Here is a 23,002-nt window from a genome sequence, read left to right on the forward strand (position 1 = left end):
GATTAACAAAAAATTAGATAGCCGTTTGTTTTTCCCGCTCCATTTCCTGTCGACAAAAAATCTTAAGGTGTTCTTTTGCTTTAGTAATGGAAAGTTTTTTTCTGTGGGTGCAGGTCACCTTCGAGGGTTTTGGAGAGGTTATCAATTTAGAAAGAGCAGCTTTTTCGGAAGGATTCAACAAATCAAGATGAGGCTTCATCAATTTGTAGATTGTGGTAACATCCATAATTGAGATTTTTCTTAGCAACAGCTAAAAGGTTGTACCTAAAGATAATAAAATTTTGAGAAAATAAGGAATTACATACTTAGTGCTATGAGGTTTTCTGGAATATCCTTCTTTAAAGATCATTCAATAGAAAATCACCCCCTGAAAAAGAGGTGCATTTTTTCACTATTTAATTTTCGTTCTACTGTGCAATTTCCATTATGATCAACACTATTGCAAGAAGAGCGATCAAAAAGATCATTCCCAGTACAATCGCTACGATGACTTTTTGAGTAGTGGAAAATTCAACAGTGTAATTATTCCAAATGTTAGTTAAAGCGCTCATGATGTGCTAGAATTTTAATTATTCCTATTAAGAACAGAAACCTAACTTATTGATTATAATCAAATTACAAAATAAAATTCTCTTCTGCAATTTTCAGTTTAAAATATTTTGGAGAAATTTAAATACAGGTGCAGTTTCATAAAGGATGGCTCCGCTTTTACAGTCTCCTTAAAATAGGAACATGAATTATTAAAGTTTTAGCATTAATTGGTTACCGGCTACCGTATTTTTGTCGCTCATGAAGCAAAAAAGGAAATATACCGAAGGAGGGATATTCACATCTCTCTTCTATTTAGCATTTCCTATTATCCTGGCAAACATACTTCAAACAGCCTACCAATTAATAGATACTTTTTGGTTAGGTAGACTGGGAGCTAATGCAGTCGCGGCAGTAAGTATAAGTTTTCCCCTCTTATTTCTTGTATTATCTTTAGGTTCGGGATTAACCCTCGCAGGAACTGTACTTGTTTCCCAATATTTTGGTGCCGAGGATCAAAAAGGAGTAGATTTTAATTCTTCACAGACTATTTCTCTCATTTTTTTCATCTCGCTTTTACTTTCCATATTAAGTAATTATTCGGCTGCACCACTTATGAGGCTCATTGGTGCCGGTCCCGAAATACTTGATGATTCAGTGAGTTATTTCCAGGTGTCTTCTATTGGATTTGTATTCCTCTTCATGTTCTTTGCTTTTCAATCCCTTATGCGAGGAATCGGGAATGTTATGTTACCGGTCTATATCGTACTCGGTACGGTGTTTCTGAATCTTATCCTGGATCCGCTCTTTATTTATGGCTATGGCCCGGTACCAGGGTATGGGGTGGCAGGTGCTGCAGTTGCCAGTATAATCACACAGGCAATTTCGGCAGCTATAGGTCTCTGGATCCTGTTTAAAGGTAAAAGTGGTATCAGGATCCACGCTAATCAAATGAAACCTCATCTTTCCACCTTAAAAAAGATTGTCAATCTGGGTATTCCAGCCAGTATTGAACAATCTACAAGAGCTCTGGGAATGACTTTTATGGTGGTCCTGGTAACAGGCTTTGGCAGCGAAGTGGTTGCAGCCTATGGAATTGGTGCCCGTATATTAAGTTTTATAATAATTCCGGCTCTGGGACTGGCAATTGCTACGACATCTTTGGTGGGACAAAATATTGGAGCCATAAAGATCAAAAGAGCTGAAAAAGTCGCCAATCTAAGTAGCCAGATTGCCTTTTTCGGGCTCACCGGAATGGGAATTCTCATGTACTTTTTCGCTGTACCTATCACTGCGTTCTTTATCCCCAATGATCCCGAAGTTATCCAGGATGCAGCTTACTTTATAAAGATCATGGCTCCGAGCTTTGGACTCCTCGGTGTACAACAGGTGTTAAACGGGGTTTTTAATGGTGCCGGATTCACCAAAGCTTCCATGCTCATTTCAATTCTAAACCTATGGATCATAAGGTTCCCTGTTGCCTTCATGCTTTCACACAGGACAGATTTAAGCTACGAAGGAATCTGGTGGGCTTTTCCTATCTCTAACCTTATCGCGGCTATAGTTGCTTTTATATACTTCAAGCGAGGCTACTGGAAACTAAGGTTATTTCGTAAAAGAAATTAACTTCTTTACCTGGTTCACAATAGCTTAACAGAAATAAATTTTTGCTGTTAAAAGACTTTTTCTTCCGATTCAAAAAAAGCATTTTAGAGTAGTAATTATTTTAAAAAATCAGATCACATGGCAACATCAGATTCAAAAACCACAAAAGATCATAATACTATTAAAAACTGGACCGAGGACAGGGATGGTAAACCCGCTGTAGTGGAAAGCACTTCCAACAGCAGTAAAGGCGGCGGATTACTTCGCATCAATTTTCCAGGCTATGCAGAGGACAACTTAAAAAATATTTCCTGGGAAGAATTTTTCAGGATCTTTGACGAGAATAATTTGCAGTTCCTTTACCAGGAAGAAACCAAAGACGGCGGAAAAAGCCGTTTCTTTAAATTTGTAGGCGAGGATTAAGCTGAATAATTCCCACTAATAGGAAAGGCTGTCTCGTGACAGCCTTTTCTCTTTTTATGTATTCTATAAATTAGCTTCTGTTCTTTTTCTTGGCGGCTTTGGCAGCACGCTTCTCTTTTAGGCTCAGCACAGCTTCTTTCTTAGCTGAATTCTTTGAAGGGGATTTTTCTTTTGGCATCTTGTAACGTATTTATTTTGATATAAATGTAGTGAAAGAGATGAAACAAAAACCAGATTCTAAAGTTTTTTAAACCTCTGTATTACCCAAAAAAACCTCCCAAAAATGATATTTTTGAGAGGTGATTTCAAAATATATTTTTGTTCTAACTATGAATAGGCCGGTTATCGGTCGCTGCGAGGGCAGCTTCCTTAATAGCTTCAGCATAGGTTGGGTGAGCGTGGCTCATCCTGGAAATATCTTCGGCAGAAGCGCGGAATTCCATTGAAACGACAGCTTCAGCAATCAGGTCGGCAGTTCTTGCTCCTATCATGTGTACTCCAAGAACCTCATCGGTTTTTTCATCTGAAAGGATCTTTACAAATCCGTCTGTATCTCCACTGGCTCTCGATCTTCCAAGAGCCCGCATTGGGAATTTTCCTTCTTTATACTTCACTCCTTCTTCTTTTAGCTGCTCTTCCGTCTTTCCAACTGCAGCAACTTCTGGCCAGGTATAAACCACCCCGGGAATAAGGTTGTAATTGATGTGCGGCTTTTGTCCGGCAATTACTTCAGCTACAAGAGTGCCTTCTTCCGAAGCTTTATGCGCTAACATTGGCCCCTTAATGACATCTCCTATTGCGTAAATATTCTTGGTGGAAGTCTGCAGTTGCTCGTTTACTTCAATCCTTCCGCGGTCATCGATCTTGACTCCGGCGGCATCTGCATTCAGACCTTCAGTATAAGGTTTTCTACCCACAGAAACGAGGCAGTAATCTCCTTTAAACTCCACTTCTTTATCTTTTTTATCTTTTACTTTTATGACAACTTCTTTCCCATTGCGCTCCACGGAATTCACCTGGTGAGAAACGTAGAACTTCATACCCTGCTTCTTAAGACTTTTGGTCAATTCTTTCGCCAAAGCCTTATCCATGGTAGGAATAATGCTGTCCATAAATTCAACAACCGAGACCTTTGCTCCAAGTCTCATATAAACCTGCCCTAGCTCAAGACCAATTACTCCGCCTCCTATAATTACAAGGTGCTTCGGAATTTCTTTTAATTCCAAAGCTTCGGTAGAAGTGATAACTCGTTCTTTATCTAACTTAATGAACGGAAGATTTGCCGGTTTTGAACCTGTGGCAATGATGATATTCTTAGCTTCAATGGTTTCAGTTTCACCTTCAGATTTTTTGACCTCAATATGGGTTTCGTCCTTAAATGAACCCAAACCTTCAAAAACATCGATCTTATTCTTGTTCATGAGGAATTTGATCCCGTCTACAGTTTGATTCACCACAGATCGTTTTCTCTCGATCATTTTTTCCAAATTCACTTTTACCTCTCCCGGAATTTCGATCCCGTGTTCTTCAAAATGCTTTACTGCATCGTCGTAATGGTGAGAAGAATCCAGTAAAGCTTTGCTTGGGATACATCCCACGTTCAGACAGGTACCTCCAAGGCTTGAATATTTTTCTATAAGTGCGGTTTTCATTCCCAACTGGGCACAGCGAATTGCAGCTACATAACCTCCCGGGCCTGAACCTATAACAGCAACATCATATTTGCTCATAAGTAAATTTTTTGTTGAATTTTTATAAGAGTAACAAAAGTACGACTATTAATGATAATTGAAAAGCTAGTACTAGTAGTAAGAATTGATATTGAGTATTGAAAATAAAGTAAGAAACGTTTTGATATTCGAGGTTACAAATTTCAGGTCCTGAAACCGGTAACCCGATATCCGTCCCTCGTGCCAGTCAAATTCTTAAATCGTGAAGTGAGGGTTGTGAAAAAAGAATCTTCCCCCTGCTCCTTCGGAACTCTTTCTAAATAGGATCTATTTTTCCTCCCTCCCGAACGATCGGAATTGATGAACTGAATCAGATGCCGCTCCGCTGGAGCTCCAAAAAAATTTCATTGCACCCTAAAAATTTTTCGCTCCTGCCGAAGCTGCAAATTTCACGGTCTTTGTGAATTAAAAAAATTACACCATTAATTTTCATTTTCAGAAATTTGAGAAGTCTTGGCTCTTGGTTCTAGAAGCGGAGCGATCCTGTCTCTTTTTATCTTTTTACATAAACTGTCTTTTTATTGACAAATTCCATCATTCCTTCTTTAGCTAATTCACGCCCGTATCCTGAGCGTTTGGTTCCTCCGAAGGGTAATCGTGGATCTGATTTTACGAGTTCATTTACAAAGTAAGCGCCATCGCTCACCATGTATGCCATCTCCACGGCCTTCTTGGTATTTTCTGTAAAAACAGTGGTTCCCAGCCCATATTTGGAGTTCTCTGCCAGCTCAAAAGCCTCTTCAATATTGTTTGCTTTTATCACCGCCGCCAAAGGACCAAAAGTTTCTTCATCAAAAGCGGTCATTCCCGGCTTCACATCACCCAGGATAGTGGGCTCGTGATAGCAGTCATTCTGCTTTCCTCCAAGAAGAATTGTGGCACCCTGTTCAACAGATTCTTTGATCTGACGATTGAGCTGATCTGCAAGATCTTTCCTCGCAAGAGGACCTACCTGAGTAGCCAAATCCATTGTGTCGCCTGATTTTAAATTACCCACAGCCTCTGTGAATTTTGAAACGAATTCATCATAGATCCCTTCCAGTAGAATGAAGCGTTTCGCGGCGATACAGCTTTGGCCACAGTTAAGCATCCTCGCTGAAACAGCTGTTTTTACTGCCTGATCTATATCTGCGTCTTCCCAAACTATAAATGCATTATTGCCACCGAGTTCAAGTAAGCTTTTTTTAATATACTTCCCTGCCAAAGTTGCAACGGCAGAACCTGCCATTTCACTTCCGGTTAATGTCACAGCCTTTACAGATTCATGTGCTATGATCTTTTCCGTCTGGTCATGATGAACGATTAGATTTTGAAAAACACCTTCAGGGAATCCTGCTTTTGTAAAAACCTCCTCAATCATTGTAGCACAGCCGAACACATTCGGAGCGTGTTTTAATAAACCGGTATTCCCTGCTGTTAAGGTTGGAGTAGCAAACCGGAATACCTGCCAAAAAGGGAAATTCCAGGGCATAATTGCAAAAACGGCACCCATTGGATCATTCCTGACAAAACTTTGTTTGGCATCTGTAACGATTTCTTCCTGCTTGAGAAAAGATTCTGCATTCTCAGCATAGTAATCGCAGACCCATGCACATTTATTTACTTCAGCTCTTGACTCACTAATTGGCTTTCCCATTTCAATAGTAATCATTCTGGCATATTCCTCCACATTATCCCTTAAAACCTGTCCGGCTTTTTGAATAAGTTCTGTACGATAGTCAAGGGGTTCCCGGCTCCAGGTTTTAAAAGCTTCACCAGATTTATTCAGGATCCTTTCCAATTGTTCAGATGTATGTTCAGTGTAGCTTCCTACCTGTTCTCCATTGTACGGATTAATGCTCTGGAATTCCATTTAATAGTATTGTGAAATGATTATTGAATATTATTATTGAAAAATTAAAAAGGGATTAATAAGCAGCCACTGCTGTTACTAATCCCTTTAATAATTTGTAGTTCTATGAACGTTTATCCCAGGAGTCGCGGCTACCCTTTCCCGGATTTGACCAGAAATTTGCCATTGCCTGCCATGAAACCTGTCCGTCATCCATAAGATTTTCCCGCAGCTTGTTGAGCTGTTTTTTATCTGCTGAAGGGTTTGCCGCAGCCATAGCGTCCACCATGATCTCACATAATTTTTCCTGCCAGTCCGTTGGACTTTTTCGCTCCTTAAATTTCTGAATGGGAGGTTGATAAGCATCCATTGCCACAGGATTTGGAGTAGGTTGCTGAACCGACTTATTAGCAGAAGCAGGGTCGAAATCTATGATCCTGGACATTTCCTCAAAATCTTCAAAACTCTGAAGCACATAATCCCCGGGCCAGCGCAGTTGCACCACTCCCTCCATAGGACGATAAACAGCTGTATACAAAGTTCCGAAACTATCCGAGAATTTAGTGTTATACAGTGGCGACTCAAGGAAACTGTTAGCCAGTTTCTCTGCGTTCATACCTTTCTCTGATAGTTTGCTCTTTAAAAAAGCAGAACGCTCTACGGTCTTGTTGAAAGCAGCATTTTCGGGCCAATCTACTTTCCCCTGGTGATTAGTGACAAAAGTAGCATCTGTAACCACAGGTGCACGATCTGGTGCCAATCTCACAGTTTTAAAAGCTCCGGTTTTATCAACTACTGTCACATTATAAGACATGTGAGACGGTATATGTGTTAGGGCTTTAACAGCCTCTTCCACGTTACTGCAAAATTCCAGCACATATCTCAGGATCATTGGAATACCAAAACCGGTTCCGACCTCCTTTCGTCCCCCAAAAGTGAGGGAAATAGCAAGCCCGTCTTCATTCATTCCGTCCAGAACCCCAATAAGACAATCACTTGTAGCAATCACTTTCTTTCCGTTCCAGGCCGTCCTTAATTGTGTCCCTTCCGAAAGATCGGGATGATAATCATAATTGCGTACCAATTGAACTTCCTCTCCGGTGATAACGGCCTGAGAACAGCCACTGATATAAGCCGGCGGTTGAAATCCGGTGAGAAATCTGGCAGCCACCGCATCTGCTCCTGCAAGTTTGCAAAGCCGCTTGTAAGTCGGCCACATTTCAGGCATATATTTTTTAAGCGCAGCCTGTGAGGTTTTTAGATCGGGGTAATGTGTTTTTCCTTTTGAGTTATACCAGGCTTTGTAGGCCGGCCAGTGAGTATTAAATAACTTCTGCCATTTCAGGCCCGGCTCCCCGGGTTCAGAAATCGCACGAAAATGTAACTTCATAGAATATTTTTATAGCAATTTTTAAAGTCAGTAAAGTAGTCCGAATTATCCAGTCTCCACTGTTAATTATTTTTTTATTTAGTTAAAGAACCGCTCAGGTTCGGTTTCTTTTTGTCCTCGACCATTTCAGATTTGAACTGGGAGCGAATGGCTTTTAGCCAGTGTTTGGCCCTGTTGTTCAGTTTAAAATCGTCTGTCATCATACGACCTCTGGTAACCAGAATACCCATATCGGCCCCTTCATATAGATAATCCCCTTCTTTTGTGATCCTGAGGAAAAAAGCCTCATTCTCATTTTCCACAGCTCTTCTGTGAGTATCCATTCTATCGAACTGGATATGACCGGTATCATACATTCTCCAGATCCCTGATTTGGGAGATTCAGTAACATATTCAACGGTGTCTTCGGTATGTTTGACGATAAGCTGGCTCCATCCATCAATATTGTTTTGATTGGACCAACGCTTATTAAGTGCATCTACATCCAATTCATAGTCTACTCCCATCCATTCGAGGATATGAAATACAAATAAAGGAGCATCAGCAAGCGCAAACACTGCATGGTTAGTAATTGAGCTAGCACCGGTTACCCTTGGGTTAAGTTCACCAAGATAAATTTCACCATTATCCTGGTCGATAAGGAAATCCAATTCAAAATATCCTTTATACCCTTCTTTACGTAACTGATTTCCAAAGAGCTGGGTGTATTCTATTGCCTTCTCTCTTAATTCGGGTGTGAAAGCATTAGGATAGATCTCGTTACCGCACCAACCCCCTTCGTAAGGTGTAAGTTCTTTAAAACCTACCAGCTCTGTCATGAGCGGCGCAACAATGGTTCCGTGCTTGGTAACGCAAGCTTCAATAGCAGAACCTCTGCAACGAATACGTTTCATTACCTTCACTTCATCTTCTTCCATTATCTCTCTCCCATGTTTGTTGAATTCTTCTTCATTTGAGATAAAGAAAGTCGTGTGACCTGAATCGCCGAAAGGAGTTTGTATTACGAGCTCACTGCCTAAATCCTTCGCAATCTCTGTAAGATGTTCATAGTCTTTTACCTGGGAAAGCACATATGGCACACAGGCTACACCGGCTTTTTCGGCAATCCTGTTTGTATTTACTTTATTATCGAGGAAAGTTCGCATTTCTGCAGTGGGAAACATGATCTCCAGCCCCAGTTTTTCGGCAAGCTCTTCAGTCTTTTCATTAAACATCAGGAACATAGCCTTACCTGCCCTTCCGTCTACAGATCGCGTTTTTAAGTAATCCTGTACTTCGGGATGTTGTAATAAATAGTTGTTGATATCTTCAATCCCTTCAAAATCGTCATGGGGAATCTCTTTCTTTGGTGAAAAAACGTTGGGATGCAAACCATCAAAACATTCAATGTGACAGATAAATCTGAAACCTTTAATCCATTCATCTGCTCCAAGAAGGTTGAAATTGGTGGCACTAATGAAGTATAAAGGTTCTTCATTGGTGTGAAACCACCTCCTTATATCTGAAACACCGTTTAATTTATCTTTCGAATCTTCCTGGTTCTGACTCTCAACCTGCCCGGGAGATCCCGAGCTTTTTTTCTGATTCCCTTTGAGCTTTGTAGGCATAGGTGTTCTTCCTTTTTCAGCATTACTGCGCACAGGAATAGCTTTCTCTTTCTTCCCTTTTGGCGCAAGAGTTTTCTGATATTCTTTAGCATTTAATGTAGTATCTGTTCCGGCGCCTTTTTTTCCGGATTTCTTCTTTTCTCCTTTTAATTCAGCAGCAGTAGCTTTTCGTCCTTTTTCAGCATTACTTCGAATGGGAGCAGATTTTTTCTGATCTTTCTTTTCTTTTGAAGTAGCTGAACCCTCCGATTTTTTGGCTTTAGTATCTCTTTTCTTATCCATTTCCTTTTTACCTTTTTTTGTCTTTTCTGTCTTATTTCGACTGGGATTTATTTCCCTCTGCTCCTTACTGGATCCTGAAGGACCTGCTTTTTTTGCAGCGTCTTTTTTCGTATCGGTGCTATTTAATTTCTTAGACATAATTCTGGTTTTAGGATTCGTTAATAATATCTTTGTTCATTTTTTTCGCCATTCCGCCTATTGAAGTTGCGGTTTTTTGCCGGTTAAGCACATTTTCTTTAAAGATTCTTAGCCCCAAATCACCTCTGTAACCGTGGATTTCACTTACATCCAGTGCAGTCAAAAAACGAATGATTTCTTCACTTACTACCTGCCCCGGAACCAATACCGGAAATCCCGGTGGATAAGGAATTATGAAAGAGGATGCGACCAGTATTCTCCCATTTTCCATGGCAGGCAAACATTCTTTTAATGGTACATATTCGTAGTTATCTTCATTGTAAGCAAGAAAAAAAGCCTCACGAATATTTCCGCCCGGAACTCCCGGAACGGCCTGAAAGGAGTTATGGAAATAACTAAAATCCGGTAAGGGAGGAAAATCTTTGGTAAGAGAATGGATCCGGTTTTGGCGGATCTTATTTTCCTTCACACTTAAAGAAGCGAATTCATGATCCAACTCATCTGCAATTTTTAAAAGTGCATTGGTAAGATAGGTGACACTACCTCTGGTAGTACCGATATTGGTCATAAAAAGAACCGTATTTCTCGAAGTTTTATTGATCTGGATGTTGAATTTGTCCATGAGGTATCTATTCTTGAAGGTATCCCCGTCTACTCCCGTACGACCAATATGTAATGTTATTTTAGTAGGATCCAACACAAATTCATCCTTCTCCCATGCTGTTTCCATCCTGTTCCAGCCTTCTTTCTTGGTGTAATATTCTGATAAACCTGATTCCCTGTATTTCTTCGGAATGAAATCGCTGACGGTTAGGACATCAAAGTATTTGTTCAGGCGTGGGTGGTCATTGATCTTTGCCCGCAGGACCATTGCCATTTCTATACTCTTTTCCACTAATTCATATCCTTCGAATTGCACCTGTCTCCTGCCGGCATCAAGGGAAGCGAGCATTTGGTAATTTGGTGAAGTTGAAGTATGAGTCATATATGCTTCCATGAATGTATTTTCACTTTTTCTGCGAAAATCCTCATCCCATATATGTATCATAGAACCCTGTCTAAAACTACTCAGCGTTTTGTGCGTACTTTGTGTGGAGTATACCCTGATCTTTACCCTGTCGGGATCGGGAAGAGTGGGATCTTCATTTTCTCCCAAACCTTTAATATGGTTTTCATATTCCTCTCTATAGCTCCTGCTCCTGTATTTACTATAAAGCTTTTGCGCCACAAACATTCCTGTTCGCTGTTTATAGTTATAAGTGAACCCGGCAAAAGCAAACCAGGCTTCATCCCACAGAAAGATCATATCCGGTTTGATGGCCAGGATCTCCTGCATTACCTTTTCCACGTTGTAGACTAAACCATCAAAGGTGCAATTGGTCAACAACATCATTTTTACCAGCCCAAGTCTTCCCGCCTCTTTCAATTTCAATAATTTTTCTTTCATCTGCCGCAGTGGTACCGCACCATACATGGAATATTCTTCTATAGGATAGGAGTCAAGGTAGACCGGAAAAGCTCCAGCCAATACAAGTCCGTAATGATGGGATTTGTGACAGTCTCGGTCAATAAGGATGACATCGCCGGGTTTCACGAGTGCCTGCACTACAATCTTGTTTGCTGTTGATGTTCCATTCGTGACAAAAAATGTCTGTTGAGAGCCATAGGCATCACTTGCCATTTTCTGCGCTTTCTTTAAAGAACCTGTGGGCTGCAGAAGAGAATCCATCCCACCGGTAGTGGAAGAGGTTTCTGCAAGAAACATGTTTCTTCCATAGAAATTTCCGAAGTCATTGATCCATCTCGATTTAAAAACTGAATTTCCCCGGGAAATCGGCATTGCGTGGAATATCCCGGTAGGTTTCTTACTGTATTCTTTAATAGCAGAAAAGAAAGGAGTTTCATATCTCTCACTAATTCCTCTCAATATGGTAAGATGTAGTTCCTGCAAATCCTCTGCCCTGTAAAATATTCTTCTGAAGCTTTTAAGGGTCGAATCTTTGAGATTTCCCAAAGAAGTATCCGTTACATAATAAGTGTCCAGCTCCGGTCGGATCTTACGAATAAGTCCGCCTAAAATTGGTCCCAGGTCTGTCCTTGGGGAAGAACTTAGGTCAAGCTTAAGGACATTTTGAATAAATGGTTTTATAAGAGGTGTTATTTTTTTGGAATGATATGGCGGAGCATAACGCACCACTACTGCCTGAATATTATAATTAAAAAGCAGAGCGATCATGGCGTCCTGAAACGAACGCTGCACCACGATCCCGTAGTTAAATTGATCACTTGAAACCCGTAGATCCCTCATTTCCTGTCGTAATTTGCTTTCCTCCTGCGAAGAAATATCATCCAGAAACAGAACTTCAAAATAGGTTTTATTTAACCTGTCCTTCGATTCAGAATTTTCAGAAAGTTCACTTCCAAATTCCTCCTCTTCCATAAAATCGACACTAACCCTGTAACTTTCACTTACCAGGTGTTTTGTTATTTCTGCTATCCTGTTCGCTAGGGCTGTGTGCTCCTGTCTACTCAACATTTCATGCAGAGCGTTAAGACGGAAAAGTCCGGGAAAAGCAAAGTAACTCTCCACACCTTTGATTTCTTTAAGCAATTTTTCCAGGTTCTGCTTATGATTTTTCTCATCAACAGAGCCTCTATTGCTAGATTCCAGTTTCGTAGATTCAGCTTTGAGCTTATTCCAGAATTCCACCCGGAGCTGAGCAATGTTGTAATGATGTGAACTGTCAGTTTTTTTTCCCGGCATATTTTATTTTTTTGAGTGTAAGGCAAGTTTATTTCCTTCGGAATCTATGAAAATGGCAAAATATCCCGATTCCTTGTTGATAAGTGTTTTAGGCATTATTATCCTGCCTCCGGCCTTCTCTACTTTCTTGAGGATAAGGTTCAGATCCTTTCCCCCGTTCAGGTATATTAATGGTCCGGTATCACTGGGAGTAGATCCGGGACCGGCAACTATAGCTCCGCCTATACCTTCACTAGCAGGAAAAAAAGCCATAGCATAGTTACCATCAAAGTTTTTTTCCATTTCAATCCCATAGATGTAGTTATAAAAATCCACAGCCTGCTGAAAGTTCACTGCGGGAATCTCGAACCAGCTTACAAAATCCTTAAAAACTCCTTTGTCCTTCTTGCTTCCTGATGTTACGCCACCCATTATTTTTTGTTTTTAATTATTTTCCAAACCCCTTGTACCCTGTAGGATCTGAAGGGGGTTCATATTCATTTTCCTGCATTTTCAATTTCGCCAGGGTATCCAGTTTGGTTGGTTTTATTAGAGGACCCAGAGAATTAAGATACGGGAGGTGAGCTCCTTTTTGGTAAATTGTAAAATCCCCCAAATGATCCCGGAAGCTTTTCAGAGGTTGCCCTAATCTGAGTACCCCTAATTCGCGACTTCTCCCTACCCGATCGATGTTTAGTTCCAATGGAATTATCTCTTCAGTGCCTTCTGCCTGATAGATCACTCTGCCATCGGGACCACACACGAGGGAACGCCCGTTCCCTCCAGACTCAAGCCCGTTAACATCAAAAAAGTAACATTGATTTACTGCGGCCATTGCACGTACAATGGAAAGTTCAATATCCCTGTCTATAGTTCCTGTCATGGTAGGATGCAGGATAACTTCTGCCCCCATCACTGCCAGCGTGCGGACTGTTTCCGGAAACCACATATCGTAACAAATTGAAACCCCGAACCTTGCTACTCCGGGAACGTCAAAAACACAGTAATCTGATCCCGGGGTTACACCTACTTCATAAGGATAAAATGGGAACATTTTTCTGTAGCGTGTTACCACCTCTCCCTGGGGATTGATGACGCTCGCTGTGTTATAAATATTACCTTCACTTTTTTCAAATACAGAACCGGGAAGTAACCACACCCCATGTTTCTTAGCCATTGCCTGCATCTCTTGTTCAAACTCGCCGGGAAATTCAGTGGCTGTATGAGTAAGGGGGCCATAGCCACATAATTCACTGAATACGATCATTTCCACCCATGGGTAGAGACTCATTGTTATATCTATTTTCAGCTTCATCATTTCCACATTGGAAGCGACCGCTGATACTTTCATTTGTATTCCTGCAATTGCAAAAGGTTTCATTTTTTAATTTTTTAAATTCATAGCCTGTCAACATCTTATGGCTGACCCTGCCCATTAATCTTTAGGCAAAGATTCTTCCGAGGAAAACGTCATCGACTCAATTTGTGCCTTATAGCTAAATATTTGCCCGTATCTGCTTTTCCAAAATATCCAGTCCTTTCTTTAGCTGCTCATCGGTAATCACAAGAGGTGATAGAATCCGAATAACATTTTTAAAGGTACCGGCGCTTAAGATTATAAGTCCGTCTGCCGAACATCCTTTGACCACCTTATCACAGAGTTCTGAGTGAGGTTTTCCTGGATCATTATCTTTTACGAGTTCAATTCCAATCATAGCACCAATACCCCTTACATCTCCTATCTCGGGTAATTCCTGCTTAAGATTTTCCATATGATCTGTAATGATCTTTCCTATATGAAGAGCACGCTCATTGAGGTCATTATCTTTCATGTACTTTATTGTGGCCGATGCGGCAACACAACATAAAGGACTGCCTATGTACGTACCTCCTATTGTTCCGAAACCTGCGGCATCCATAATTTCTGCCCTTCCTACAACAGCGGCTATTGGCAGTCCCGATCCTAATGATTTTGCATAAGTGCTTATATCGGGCTGGACATTATAATGCTGCCAGCTGGCCCAGTGCCCCGTACGACAAAATCCACTTTGGATCTCGTCCATAATCAGCAAAACTCCATGTTCATCACAAAACGATCGCAACCCTTCCATATATCGTTGGGGAGCAGGATTAAAGCCTCCTTCCCCTTGAATAGGTTCAATAATAATTGCCGCAACACTATTGATATCCACCATACTATGAGCACTCTCCTTCAGGCGCGTCAATTCTGTGTCCACAAATTCTTCCATGTCCATGGAGCCGTGATACTTATAGAAATTTGGAAAAGGAATACGGTATATTTCCGGTGCGAATGGCCCCGAAGAAAATTTGTAATTCACCTTGCTTGTAAGACTCATTCCCAGTAAAGTACGGCCGTGATAAGCTTCCGTAAAACAAAGGACAGCAGGCCTTTTGGTGGCCTGTCGGGCTATTTTAACAGCATTTTCAACAGCCTCTGCCCCTGTGCTTATTAGCATTACCTTAGTTTTTTCACCGTGTGGAAGGATCTCGGCAAGTTCCTCGCAAAGCTGAATGTAGGGCTCATAGGTTACTACGTTGAAACTGGTATGAAGATATTTCCCTGCCTGCTCACGAATAGCTTCTACGACCGGTTCCGGGCAGTGGCCTGCATTTACTACACCAATTCCTCCTGCAAAATCTATTAACTCATTGCCATCTACATCTGTAATTATGGCTCCTTTAGCCTCTTTTACTGTGGCTGTATTAAAAACACCTACGCCATTGGCAACTATATTTTTCCTCCTGTTAAGGAGCTCCTGAGATCGGGTCTGCTGTTCGGGCATAAAAATTTGAATTGTTATGTGAATAAAACCGCTTGCTTACAAGGATCGAATGATCTACTCTCAGGCTTATGCGGTCTGTTAATATACAATAACTTTTGCATTATTCCCGTATTTTCAGAATAATGACTTAAAAAATGTAGTTATGGGATTGCTTTACTGATGAAAATATGCCTAAAACAAGTAATATTTATCGATATGACATCCAGACAAAAATCGGTTTTAATCCTGTGTATAGGGAGGAGAAACATTATGGTCAGCACCAAACTACTTTTCATAAACTAAAGTTCTGGAAACCGGTTTTGGTTTATAAGGATAAAGCTGTTGTATTCTTTACCGGACTAATCACGAAGGTACTCTGGGTACTCCCTATGTGCTCAAGAGCAGTAAGCTTGTTAAGCATAAACTCACGATAAGCTTCCATATCTTTCACCATTACTTTTAAAATATAATCGTACTCTCCACTTACATGGAAAACTTCAAGCACTTCGGTGAGTTTAGCTACCTGGCTTTCAAAACCAGTGACATTTTTCTTTGTGTGCTGCACAAGTTTGATTTGGCAAAAAGCCGTAAAAGAACGCTCCACCTTTTCCGGTTTTACAAGGGCAACATATTTATAGATCACCCCTAGCCTTTCCAGTTTTTTAATACGTTCATAAACTGCGGTTACCGATAGCCCAAGTTTTCCTGCCAGCTCTTTATTCGTCTTTTTGGAATCTTCCTGAAGAAGAGCGAGTAATTTTTGATCTGTTGAGTCTTGCATTATCTTTAAAATTTTCTATAAAACAGGAGTTTTAGCTAAAATAGCAGAAACAATATCTTTAAATATCATTTTTGATAGATATTTTTTCCGAAGATGAGAACGATCATTGATATTCTTTCTTAAACTACTTTTCTTTGATAGGAATTAAAAATCTCAACATCATGAAATTTAAACCGGCTAATAAGATCCAGGATCTTCAGTATTTCGGGGAATTTGGTGGGGTCAACCCCAGTATTTCAGATTCTTCTACTTACACCTTTCTTTCAGCAAAAACGATGTTCGACACCTTTGAAGGAGATGCCGAAGGTTGTTATTTATACTCCCGTCATTCCTCTCCTTCCAATCTATATCTTGGTGAAGCTCTTGCAGCAATGGAAGGGACAGAAGCAGCCAACGTTGCAGCAAGCGGAATGGGAGCTATTACTCCGGTGCTTTTACAACTATGCCAGGGAGGCGATCACGTGATTTCCAGCCGCACTATCTACGGCGGGACCTATGCTTTTCTGAAAAATTTTGCACCACGACTGAATATCAGCACTTCCTTTGTAGATATTACCGATCTTGAAAAAGTGGAAGCAGCAATAACCGAGAACACTAAGGTTTTATATTGTGAAGCCGTGAGTAACCCTTTACTGGAAGTAGCTGACCTTATAAGTCTTTCAAAAATAGCAAAAAAGCACGGTCTTAAATTTGTAGTTGACAACACTTTTTCTCCCCTTGCCATTTCTCCGGCAACCATGGGTGCCGATGTGGTGATCCACAGTCTTACAAAATTTATTAACGGTTCCAGTGACACAGTTGGCGGAGTTGCCTGCGGTACCCAGAATTTTATTGATGAACTTCGCAGTGTAAACGACGGAGCAAGTATGCTTCTTGGACCAACCATGGATTCTTTACGCGCCGCTTCCATCCTGAAGAATTTGCGTACGCTTCACATCAGGATCAAACAACATAGTCAAAATGCACTGTATCTTGCTGAAAAATTCGAACAAGACGGGCTAAGAACTGTATATCCCGGCCTTAGAAGTCACCCCGGGCATGAGATGTACAAAAGCATGATGAACGAAGAATACGGTTACGGGGGAATGCTCGTCGTTGATGCCGGTTCTCTGGATAAAGCAAATGAGCTGATGGAATTGATGCAAAAAAAGAACCTTGGTTATCTTGCTGTGAGTCTTGGTTTCTATAAAACCCTTTTTAGCGCCCCTGGAACTTCAACATCTTCCGAAATTCCTGAAGAAGAACAAAAGGAAATGGGTCTTTCAGATGGGATCATTAGATTCTCCATTGGGCTTGACAATGATATTGAACGTACTTATGAAATGATGAGGGAGTGCATGGAGGAAATTGGGATCCTTGAACCTGCAGAAGAAAACGCTGAATAAATTTCCAAGCAATACATAAACCAGGAGCTAATTTTCTGATTTGAAGCACCTAAACTAAGAGGCTCCAAAAAGGGCATTTTTGGAGCCTCTTAATTTTAAATCTTTCCCCTGTAGAAATAAGTTTGAATCTTTATATTTGTGAGGTTTTGCCGGTAAGAATGTTCCTTAAGCTTTGACCAGGATCATATTTGAAGCGGCAAATTTGTTACATTTTTGTAAAAACTTATTGATATGATTAAAATAAACAAATACATAGATCACACAATTCTCAAAGCAACAGCTACAGAAGAGGATATTATTGATCTGTGTAAAGAAGCTAAGGAGTACGATTTCTTTTCGGTTTGTGTGAATAGCGGATATGTTAGTTTTGCAGCAAAACAACTGCAGGGATCTAATGTTAAAGTCTGCTCTGTAATAGGATTTCCCCTGGGAGCAATGTCCACAGAAGCAAAAGTTTTTGAAACACAACAGGCGATAAAAGACGGAGCCGAAGAAATTGACATGGTGATCAACATTGGGGAATTAAAGTCCAGAAACTTTAAAAAGGTTGAAGAGGAGATCACAGCTATAAAAAAAGTAGCCGGAGAAAAAGTGTTAAAAGTAATTATTGAAACCTGTTATTTAACTCCGCAGGAAATTGTTTTGGCAAGTGAAATTGCTGTTAAAGCAAAGGCAGATTTTGTAAAGACTTCTACCGGATTTGGAAATGATGGTGCCAAAATGGAGGATGTTGAGTTAATGAAGAAAGCTATTGATGGTAAGGCAAAAATTAAAGCCTCTGGCGGAATCAAGAATTTGGACACTGCGCTTTCTTATATTGAAGCGGGGGTGGAAAGAATAGGAACATCTTCTGGAGTATCAATAGTAAAGGAATTAAAACAATGAGTATACATATAGGCGCCCAAAAAGGCGATATAGCAGAAACAGTTTTATTACCGGGAGATCCTTTAAGAGCAAAATGGATAGCAGAGACTTATCTTAAAGATGTAAAATGTTACAACGAGGTGCGCAATATGTTTGGGTACACAGGAACATATAAAGGCCGCAGAATTTCAGTGCAGGGTACCGGGATGGGAGTTCCTTCTATTTCGATATACGCACATGAATTGATCAATGATTTCGACGTAAAAAATCTCATTCGGGTAGGCAGTGCAGGATCATATCAAAAAAGTGTAGAACTCCGTGACATTGTAATTGCCATGGCAGCCTCCTCTACTTCGGGTATTAACCAATATAGATTTCAAGGGGCCGATTTTGCACCCACGGCAAGTTTTAATCTCTTTCAGCAGGCCATCGAAATAGCAAAAGAAAAAAATATTCCGGTAAAAGCGGGTAATGTCCTTACTAGTGATGAATTCTACGCCGACGAATTTGAGTCTTACCAGTTATGGTCAAATTTCGGAGTACTTTGCGTTGAAATGGAATCATCGGGTCTATACACAATCGCCGCAAAACATGGAGTGAATGCTCTTTCTTTGCTAACAATTTCAGACTCTTTGGTGACCAAAGAAAAAACTACAACCGAAGAAAGGGAAACAACTTTTAAAGGAATGGTGGAGATCGCCCTTGAATTGGGGTGATAAATCTATCCAAGAACATAATCAGGCGGAAATTCTTCTGGGAGTTTTCGCCTTTTTTAATTTACTGCAACTGTTAAAATTCAGGACAATCTGGTATTATATGTTCAAAACAGCGGCCCCAGGCCTAAGTATTGAAGCGTCACCTTTCAACTTTTATTGAAAAATCGTAACATTACGAATTCAAATTTTAGACCCCTTAAATGGAAGACGAAAAGTTCATTAAAGACACAAAAGTTCTTGAAAATCGTGAATTAAATATCTGGGAAGCTCTTTTTCCTGTTTTTGCCCTTATTGGGATGCTTGCTTATAACGTTTTTGTTTATGGCGATGATTCACTAAGTGGCTCGAATCAATTCATCCTTCTCCTGGGCGGAGCAGTGGCAGCAGTGGTTGGCATATTCAATAAGGTCTCTTTTGACACTATGATCGAGGAGGTGGCAAATAATATTAAATCCACTACCGGCGCAATCCTCATCCTGCTTATGGTTGGTTCGCTCGCGGGAACATGGCTTATTAGTGGCATTATTCCCACGATGATCTATTATGGATTACAGATCCTTAACCCTACTATTTTCCTTGCGGCAACCGTGGTCATTTGTGCGGTAATCTCGGTTGCAACCGGAAGTAGCTGGACTACCTCGGCTACGGTAGGGATTGCCTTAATTGGAATAGCCGAAGCATTGGGTATTTCAGTAGGAATGACGGCAGGTGCTATACTTTCGGGAGCATATTTTGGAGATAAAATGTCACCTTTAAGTGATACAACCAATCTCGCTCCTGCCATGGCAGGAACCGATCTTTTTACGCACATAAGGTATATGACCCTTACTACGGTGCCAACAATTATTATTACTCTTATTATCTTTATCATCCTTGGCTTCACACTTGAACCTACTGGAACTCCAGATACTAACACCATTCTCGCCTCCATCGACAGCGCCTTTAATATCACCCCCTGGTTATTTGTAGTACCGGCTTTGGTAATTGTGCTTATAGTTATGAAGACCTCTCCTCTTGTGGCTCTTTTATTAGGAACGCTTTTGGGAGCTGCAGCTGCTGTTATTTTTCAGCCGGAGGTGGTAACAGCTGTTGCAGGTTATGAATATCTTTCTTTTGAAGCAGCTTATGTCGGGGTAATGAATTCTATCACAGTTGATACCTCTATAACAACAGACAATGCGCAACTAAACGACCTGTTTTCTTCCGGTGGAATGGCGGGTATGTTAGGAACTATATGGTTGATCATATGTGCAATGGTTTTTGGAGGTGTTATGGATGCCATAGGCGCCCTTGCTACCATTAGCAAAGCTTTATTGAACCTGTTCCACACCACCTTCGGGTTATTTGCAAGTACTGTATTAAGCTGTCTTACTTTAAATGCAACAGCTTCAGACCAATATCTTGCCATAGTGGTGCCTGGGAAAATGTTTGCCAAAGCATATCGTGATAAAGGATTAGCACCAGAAAACCTTAGCCGGTCGCTGGAAGATTCGGGTACCGTGACCTCTGTATTAATTCCTTGGAATACTTGCGGAGCATATCACAGCGGGGTACTCGGAGTTCCTGTAGCATCTTATTTTGTCTATGCAATTTTTAATTACCTGAGCCCATTCATGACTTTATTTTTTGCGGCATTTAATATTAAAATCCGTCAACTGGGCACTAAAGTATCTTCTTAATAACCTACTCTTATTGTTTACAGTTTTTCTAATTGACAAAAACTATCACAAAATAAAAAATAAAGATTTGCGGCCTTAGTAAGGCCGCACTTTGTTTTTATCTTTGCACCAGAAATAAAATCAATAATTATAAAACATAAAACACTATGGCATTAGTAGGAAAAAAATTTCCAAACTTAGAGGTTAACGCAATGAATGATATGGGTGACACCTTTAAGATCAATGTATTCGAAGAAGCAAAGAATAACGCAAAAAAAGTATTGCTTTTTTGGTACCCAAAAGATTTTACCTTTGTGTGCCCTACAGAATTACACGCGTTCCAGGAAGCCCTTGCTGAATTTGAGAAAAGAAATGTAATGGTAATTGGAGCTTCATGTGATACTCCAGAAGTGCATTTCGCCTGGTTAAACACCTCTAAAGATGATGGCGGTATTGAAGGAGTAACTTACCCAATCCTTGCCGATTCTAACAGAAACCTTGCTAACCAGCTTGGAATCCTTGATATCTCAAATGAAAGCTATAACGAAGAAACAGGAGTTTACACTGTAGAAGGTGACAACGTAACTTACCGTGCTACTTACCTCATTGATGAAGAAGGAACAGTATTCCACGAAGGTATTAACCACATGCCACTTGGAAGAAATGTAAAAGAATTTATGCGTTTGATCGATGCTTATACTCACGTTCAGGAAAAGGGAGAGGTTTGTCCTGCAAACTGGGAAGAAGGTAAGGAAGCAATGAATGCAAACCGTCAGGGAGTAGCGTCTTACCTTAGCTCTAACTAAAATAGATTGAAATGAGAGAATTGACTAACGATAATCTGGCAGAAGTAGTTGCTGAAAATGATACTGTTGTCGTACAGTACATGGCCGGCTGGTGTGGAAATTGCAGGGTAATGAAACCTAAATTTAAAAAACTTGCTGCCGAAAATGAAGATGCAACTTTTCTCCTGGTAGATGCCGAAAAATATCCTGAGTCCAGAAAAATGGCCAAAGTTGACAACCTGCCAACATTTGCAGCCTTTAAAAATGGAAAATTGGTAGACCAGGTGCAGACCAATAAATTTGAACTTTTAAAAGACCTAGTTAATGAAGTTACCAGTAATTAGACATCTGCAAAAGAACAACGATCAGGAAAAACTTGAACACACACTTGAAGTTTTGGAGTCTTTTTGTGACCACAGGTCAGTAAGTGATGAAGAAATGGATGTAGTGGGTGAATTGATCAGTAATATTTGTGGTGCCCTCGAGGTTCAAAAGATGATTGATGAAGGGATGCCCGAAAGAGATGCGGCAAACAACTTCATGAAGAAAGTGCTAAGTTCTATAGATAAGTAATACGCACATTTATTTATATTAAATGGCTGGCTCATGTTTTTGGGCCAGCCATTTTGTTTTATGACAATTTTAGTAAAATACCAGCTCTAAAATTTTAATTTTAGTAACTCACCAAACGAAGAAAGCTGAATATGTCACAAATAACGCACAACGGGAAATCTGTAACGACTTACGGTCACCTACCAGAAAAAGGAGAAAGAGCACCACATTTCGAATTATTGAAGTCAGATTTAAGCGTAGCCACCCTTCAGGATTTTAAAGGAAAGCGAGTGATCATGAATATTTTTCCAAGCATAGACACCAATGTCTGCGCAACTTCAGTAAACAATTTCAGTGAAAGAGCGGCCGACCTGGATAATGTTGTAGTCCTGAATATCTCCAGAGACCTTCCTTTTGCTCAGGAAAGGTTTATTAAGGATAATGGAGTTGAAAATGTCGTTAATCTTTCTGATTTCAGGGAGCGTAACTTTGGAAAAGATTATGGTCTGGAAATTATTGATGGTCCTCTGGAAGGACTATTATCAAGAGTGGTAATTGTGCTGGACGAGAATGGAAAGATCCTGTATACCGAACAGGTAAAAGAGATTGGACAGGAGCCAGATTACCTGGAGGCTCTTAAACCTCTGGTGTAATGTATGATTTTATTACCGGCCGTATTAAAGGGGGTGGTTATGCAATAAAAGGCGCATGGCTATTACTTAGGCATGAGCCCAGTATCCAGGTCCAGTTTGTAATAGCCATTTTTGTAACCATTGCCGGATTCTATTTTGAAATTACTTCCACAGAATGGATGTTGCAGATCCTGGCTATTGGCCTAGTAATGGCTTCCGAAGGTCTTAACACGGCAGTAGAGAATATTGCCGATTTTGTCCATGCCGATTTTCACGTGAAAATTGGACGTATTAAGGACGTGGCGGCAGGAGCTGTTTTCTTCGCAGCAATTGTTGCCGTCATCATTGGCCTCATTATCTATCTTCCCTATATTTTTTAACTACTGAATAAAGTTCCAGACAGATTTTTCCAGATCACCGTTGGTTTGTGCACCAAAAGTTGAAACCTGTAGAATTGTATTGCAAAAAAGCTCCATTCCCAATTAAAGTGATGTATAAAATTCTTTGTATTTGAAAAACGATGGCTCTAAAAATAAGTTTTTTTAAAATTCAGGCACTAATATTCATTG

22 protein-coding genes are annotated in these 23,002 nt (G+C 40.4%); 11 read left to right on the plus strand and 11 right to left on the minus strand.

Annotated elements, in window-relative coordinates; all coding sequences use genetic code 11:
* Positions 1-13 precede the first annotated feature (13 nt).
* Both H148_RS0103200 and H148_RS18575 read right to left on the minus strand, forming a co-directional pair.
* Positions 14-226, minus strand: coding sequence for a hypothetical protein (locus H148_RS0103200; protein ID WP_029033508.1), 213 nt, complete (start codon positions 224-226; stop codon positions 14-16).
* A 181-nt stretch (positions 227-407) separates the two neighbouring features.
* Positions 408-551, minus strand: coding sequence for a hypothetical protein (locus tag H148_RS18575; RefSeq protein ID WP_156877194.1), 144 nt, complete (start codon positions 549-551; stop codon positions 408-410).
* Positions 552-789: 238 nt separating this feature from the next.
* Between H148_RS18575 and H148_RS0103205 the strand changes: the two genes are divergently transcribed.
* Both H148_RS0103205 and H148_RS0103210 read left to right on the plus strand, forming a co-directional pair.
* Positions 790-2,154, plus strand: a complete 1,365-nt coding sequence (locus H148_RS0103205) for an MATE family efflux transporter (RefSeq protein ID WP_029033509.1) — start codon at positions 790-792, stop codon at positions 2,152-2,154.
* A 117-nt stretch (positions 2,155-2,271) separates the two neighbouring features.
* Positions 2,272-2,556 (plus strand): hypothetical protein, encoded by a 285-nt coding sequence (locus tag H148_RS0103210; RefSeq protein ID WP_029033510.1) that lies wholly within the window; start codon positions 2,272-2,274, stop codon positions 2,554-2,556.
* A gap of 323 nt (positions 2,557-2,879) precedes the next feature.
* Here H148_RS0103210 and lpdA read toward each other — a convergent pair whose 3' ends face one another.
* The 9 genes from lpdA to H148_RS0103265 all read right to left on the minus strand — a co-directional run bounded on the left by lpdA (position 2,880) and on the right by H148_RS0103265 (position 15,841).
* A complete protein-coding gene (gene lpdA / locus H148_RS0103220) occupies positions 2,880-4,286 on the minus strand; it encodes a dihydrolipoyl dehydrogenase (protein WP_029033511.1) in 1,407 nt (468 codons plus the stop codon).
* 493 nt (positions 4,287-4,779) lie between these two features.
* Positions 4,780-6,138: an NAD-dependent succinate-semialdehyde dehydrogenase gene (locus H148_RS0103225; RefSeq protein WP_029033512.1), complete on the minus strand. Its 1,359-nt coding sequence runs from the start codon at positions 6,136-6,138 to the stop codon at positions 4,780-4,782.
* A gap of 103 nt (positions 6,139-6,241) precedes the next feature.
* Positions 6,242-7,507, minus strand: coding sequence for a C45 family autoproteolytic acyltransferase/hydrolase (locus H148_RS0103230; RefSeq protein ID WP_029033513.1), 1,266 nt, complete (start codon positions 7,505-7,507; stop codon positions 6,242-6,244).
* Positions 7,508-7,581: 74 nt separating this feature from the next.
* Positions 7,582-9,534 carry a biotin carboxylase gene (locus H148_RS17125; protein WP_245583381.1) on the minus strand — a complete coding sequence of 651 codons (1,953 nt, stop codon included), beginning with the start codon at positions 9,532-9,534 and terminating at the stop codon, positions 7,582-7,584.
* A 10-nt stretch (positions 9,535-9,544) separates the two neighbouring features.
* Positions 9,545-12,298 carry an aminotransferase class I/II-fold pyridoxal phosphate-dependent enzyme gene (locus tag H148_RS0103240; RefSeq protein ID WP_029033514.1) on the minus strand — a complete coding sequence of 918 codons (2,754 nt, stop codon included), beginning with the start codon at positions 12,296-12,298 and terminating at the stop codon, positions 9,545-9,547.
* 3 nt (positions 12,299-12,301) lie between these two features.
* Positions 12,302-12,709: a VOC family protein gene (locus tag H148_RS0103245; RefSeq protein ID WP_029033515.1), complete on the minus strand. Its 408-nt coding sequence runs from the start codon at positions 12,707-12,709 to the stop codon at positions 12,302-12,304.
* A gap of 16 nt (positions 12,710-12,725) precedes the next feature.
* The gene (locus H148_RS0103250) at positions 12,726-13,658 is read right to left on the minus strand and encodes a carbon-nitrogen hydrolase family protein (RefSeq protein WP_029033516.1); all 933 of its coding nucleotides are present in this window, start codon (positions 13,656-13,658) and stop codon (positions 12,726-12,728) included.
* 115 nt (positions 13,659-13,773) lie between these two features.
* A complete protein-coding gene (gene gabT / locus H148_RS17130; RefSeq protein WP_037324570.1) occupies positions 13,774-15,081 on the minus strand; it encodes a 4-aminobutyrate--2-oxoglutarate transaminase in 1,308 nt (435 codons plus the stop codon).
* 304 nt (positions 15,082-15,385) lie between these two features.
* On the minus strand, positions 15,386-15,841 hold the full coding sequence (locus H148_RS0103265) for an Lrp/AsnC family transcriptional regulator (RefSeq protein WP_037324571.1): 456 nt from the start codon (positions 15,839-15,841) through the stop codon (positions 15,386-15,388).
* Between the two features lie 161 nt (positions 15,842-16,002).
* Between H148_RS0103265 and H148_RS0103270 the strand changes: the two genes are divergently transcribed.
* The 9 genes from H148_RS0103270 (at position 16,003) to H148_RS0103315 (ending at position 22,813) form a co-directional block, all read left to right on the plus strand.
* Positions 16,003-17,226 carry an aminotransferase class I/II-fold pyridoxal phosphate-dependent enzyme gene (locus H148_RS0103270; RefSeq protein ID WP_037324572.1) on the plus strand — a complete coding sequence of 408 codons (1,224 nt, stop codon included), beginning with the start codon at positions 16,003-16,005 and terminating at the stop codon, positions 17,224-17,226.
* A 234-nt stretch (positions 17,227-17,460) separates the two neighbouring features.
* Positions 17,461-18,111, plus strand: coding sequence for a deoxyribose-phosphate aldolase (gene deoC, locus H148_RS0103275; protein ID WP_029033520.1), 651 nt, complete (start codon positions 17,461-17,463; stop codon positions 18,109-18,111).
* Positions 18,108-18,806 carry a purine-nucleoside phosphorylase gene (deoD, locus tag H148_RS0103280; protein ID WP_029033521.1) on the plus strand — a complete coding sequence of 233 codons (699 nt, stop codon included), beginning with the start codon at positions 18,108-18,110 and terminating at the stop codon, positions 18,804-18,806. The genes deoC and deoD overlap by 4 nt, the downstream gene beginning before the upstream one ends.
* A gap of 200 nt (positions 18,807-19,006) precedes the next feature.
* Positions 19,007-20,485 carry a Na+/H+ antiporter NhaC gene (gene nhaC, locus H148_RS0103290; RefSeq protein ID WP_029033522.1) on the plus strand — a complete coding sequence of 493 codons (1,479 nt, stop codon included), beginning with the start codon at positions 19,007-19,009 and terminating at the stop codon, positions 20,483-20,485.
* A 146-nt stretch (positions 20,486-20,631) separates the two neighbouring features.
* On the plus strand, positions 20,632-21,270 hold the full coding sequence (locus H148_RS0103295; protein ID WP_029033523.1) for a peroxiredoxin: 639 nt from the start codon (positions 20,632-20,634) through the stop codon (positions 21,268-21,270).
* An 11-nt stretch (positions 21,271-21,281) separates the two neighbouring features.
* On the plus strand, positions 21,282-21,593 hold the full coding sequence (locus H148_RS0103300) for a thioredoxin family protein (protein ID WP_029033524.1): 312 nt from the start codon (positions 21,282-21,284) through the stop codon (positions 21,591-21,593).
* Positions 21,574-21,822 (plus strand): DUF6952 family protein, encoded by a 249-nt coding sequence (locus H148_RS0103305; protein WP_029033525.1) that lies wholly within the window; start codon positions 21,574-21,576, stop codon positions 21,820-21,822. Before H148_RS0103300 ends, H148_RS0103305 begins: the two co-directional genes overlap by 20 nt.
* 131 nt (positions 21,823-21,953) lie before the next feature.
* Positions 21,954-22,454 carry a thiol peroxidase gene (tpx, locus tag H148_RS0103310; RefSeq protein ID WP_029033526.1) on the plus strand — a complete coding sequence of 167 codons (501 nt, stop codon included), beginning with the start codon at positions 21,954-21,956 and terminating at the stop codon, positions 22,452-22,454.
* Complete coding sequence (locus tag H148_RS0103315; protein WP_029033527.1) at positions 22,454-22,813, plus strand: diacylglycerol kinase; 360 nt, start codon at positions 22,454-22,456, stop codon at positions 22,811-22,813. Before tpx ends, H148_RS0103315 begins: the two co-directional genes overlap by 1 nt.
* The last annotated feature ends 189 nt before the right edge of the window (positions 22,814-23,002 follow it).

The sequence above is a fragment of the Salinimicrobium terrae DSM 17865 genome (assembly GCF_000424665.1).
In the GTDB taxonomy this organism is placed as follows: domain Bacteria; phylum Bacteroidota; class Bacteroidia; order Flavobacteriales; family Flavobacteriaceae; genus Salinimicrobium; species Salinimicrobium terrae.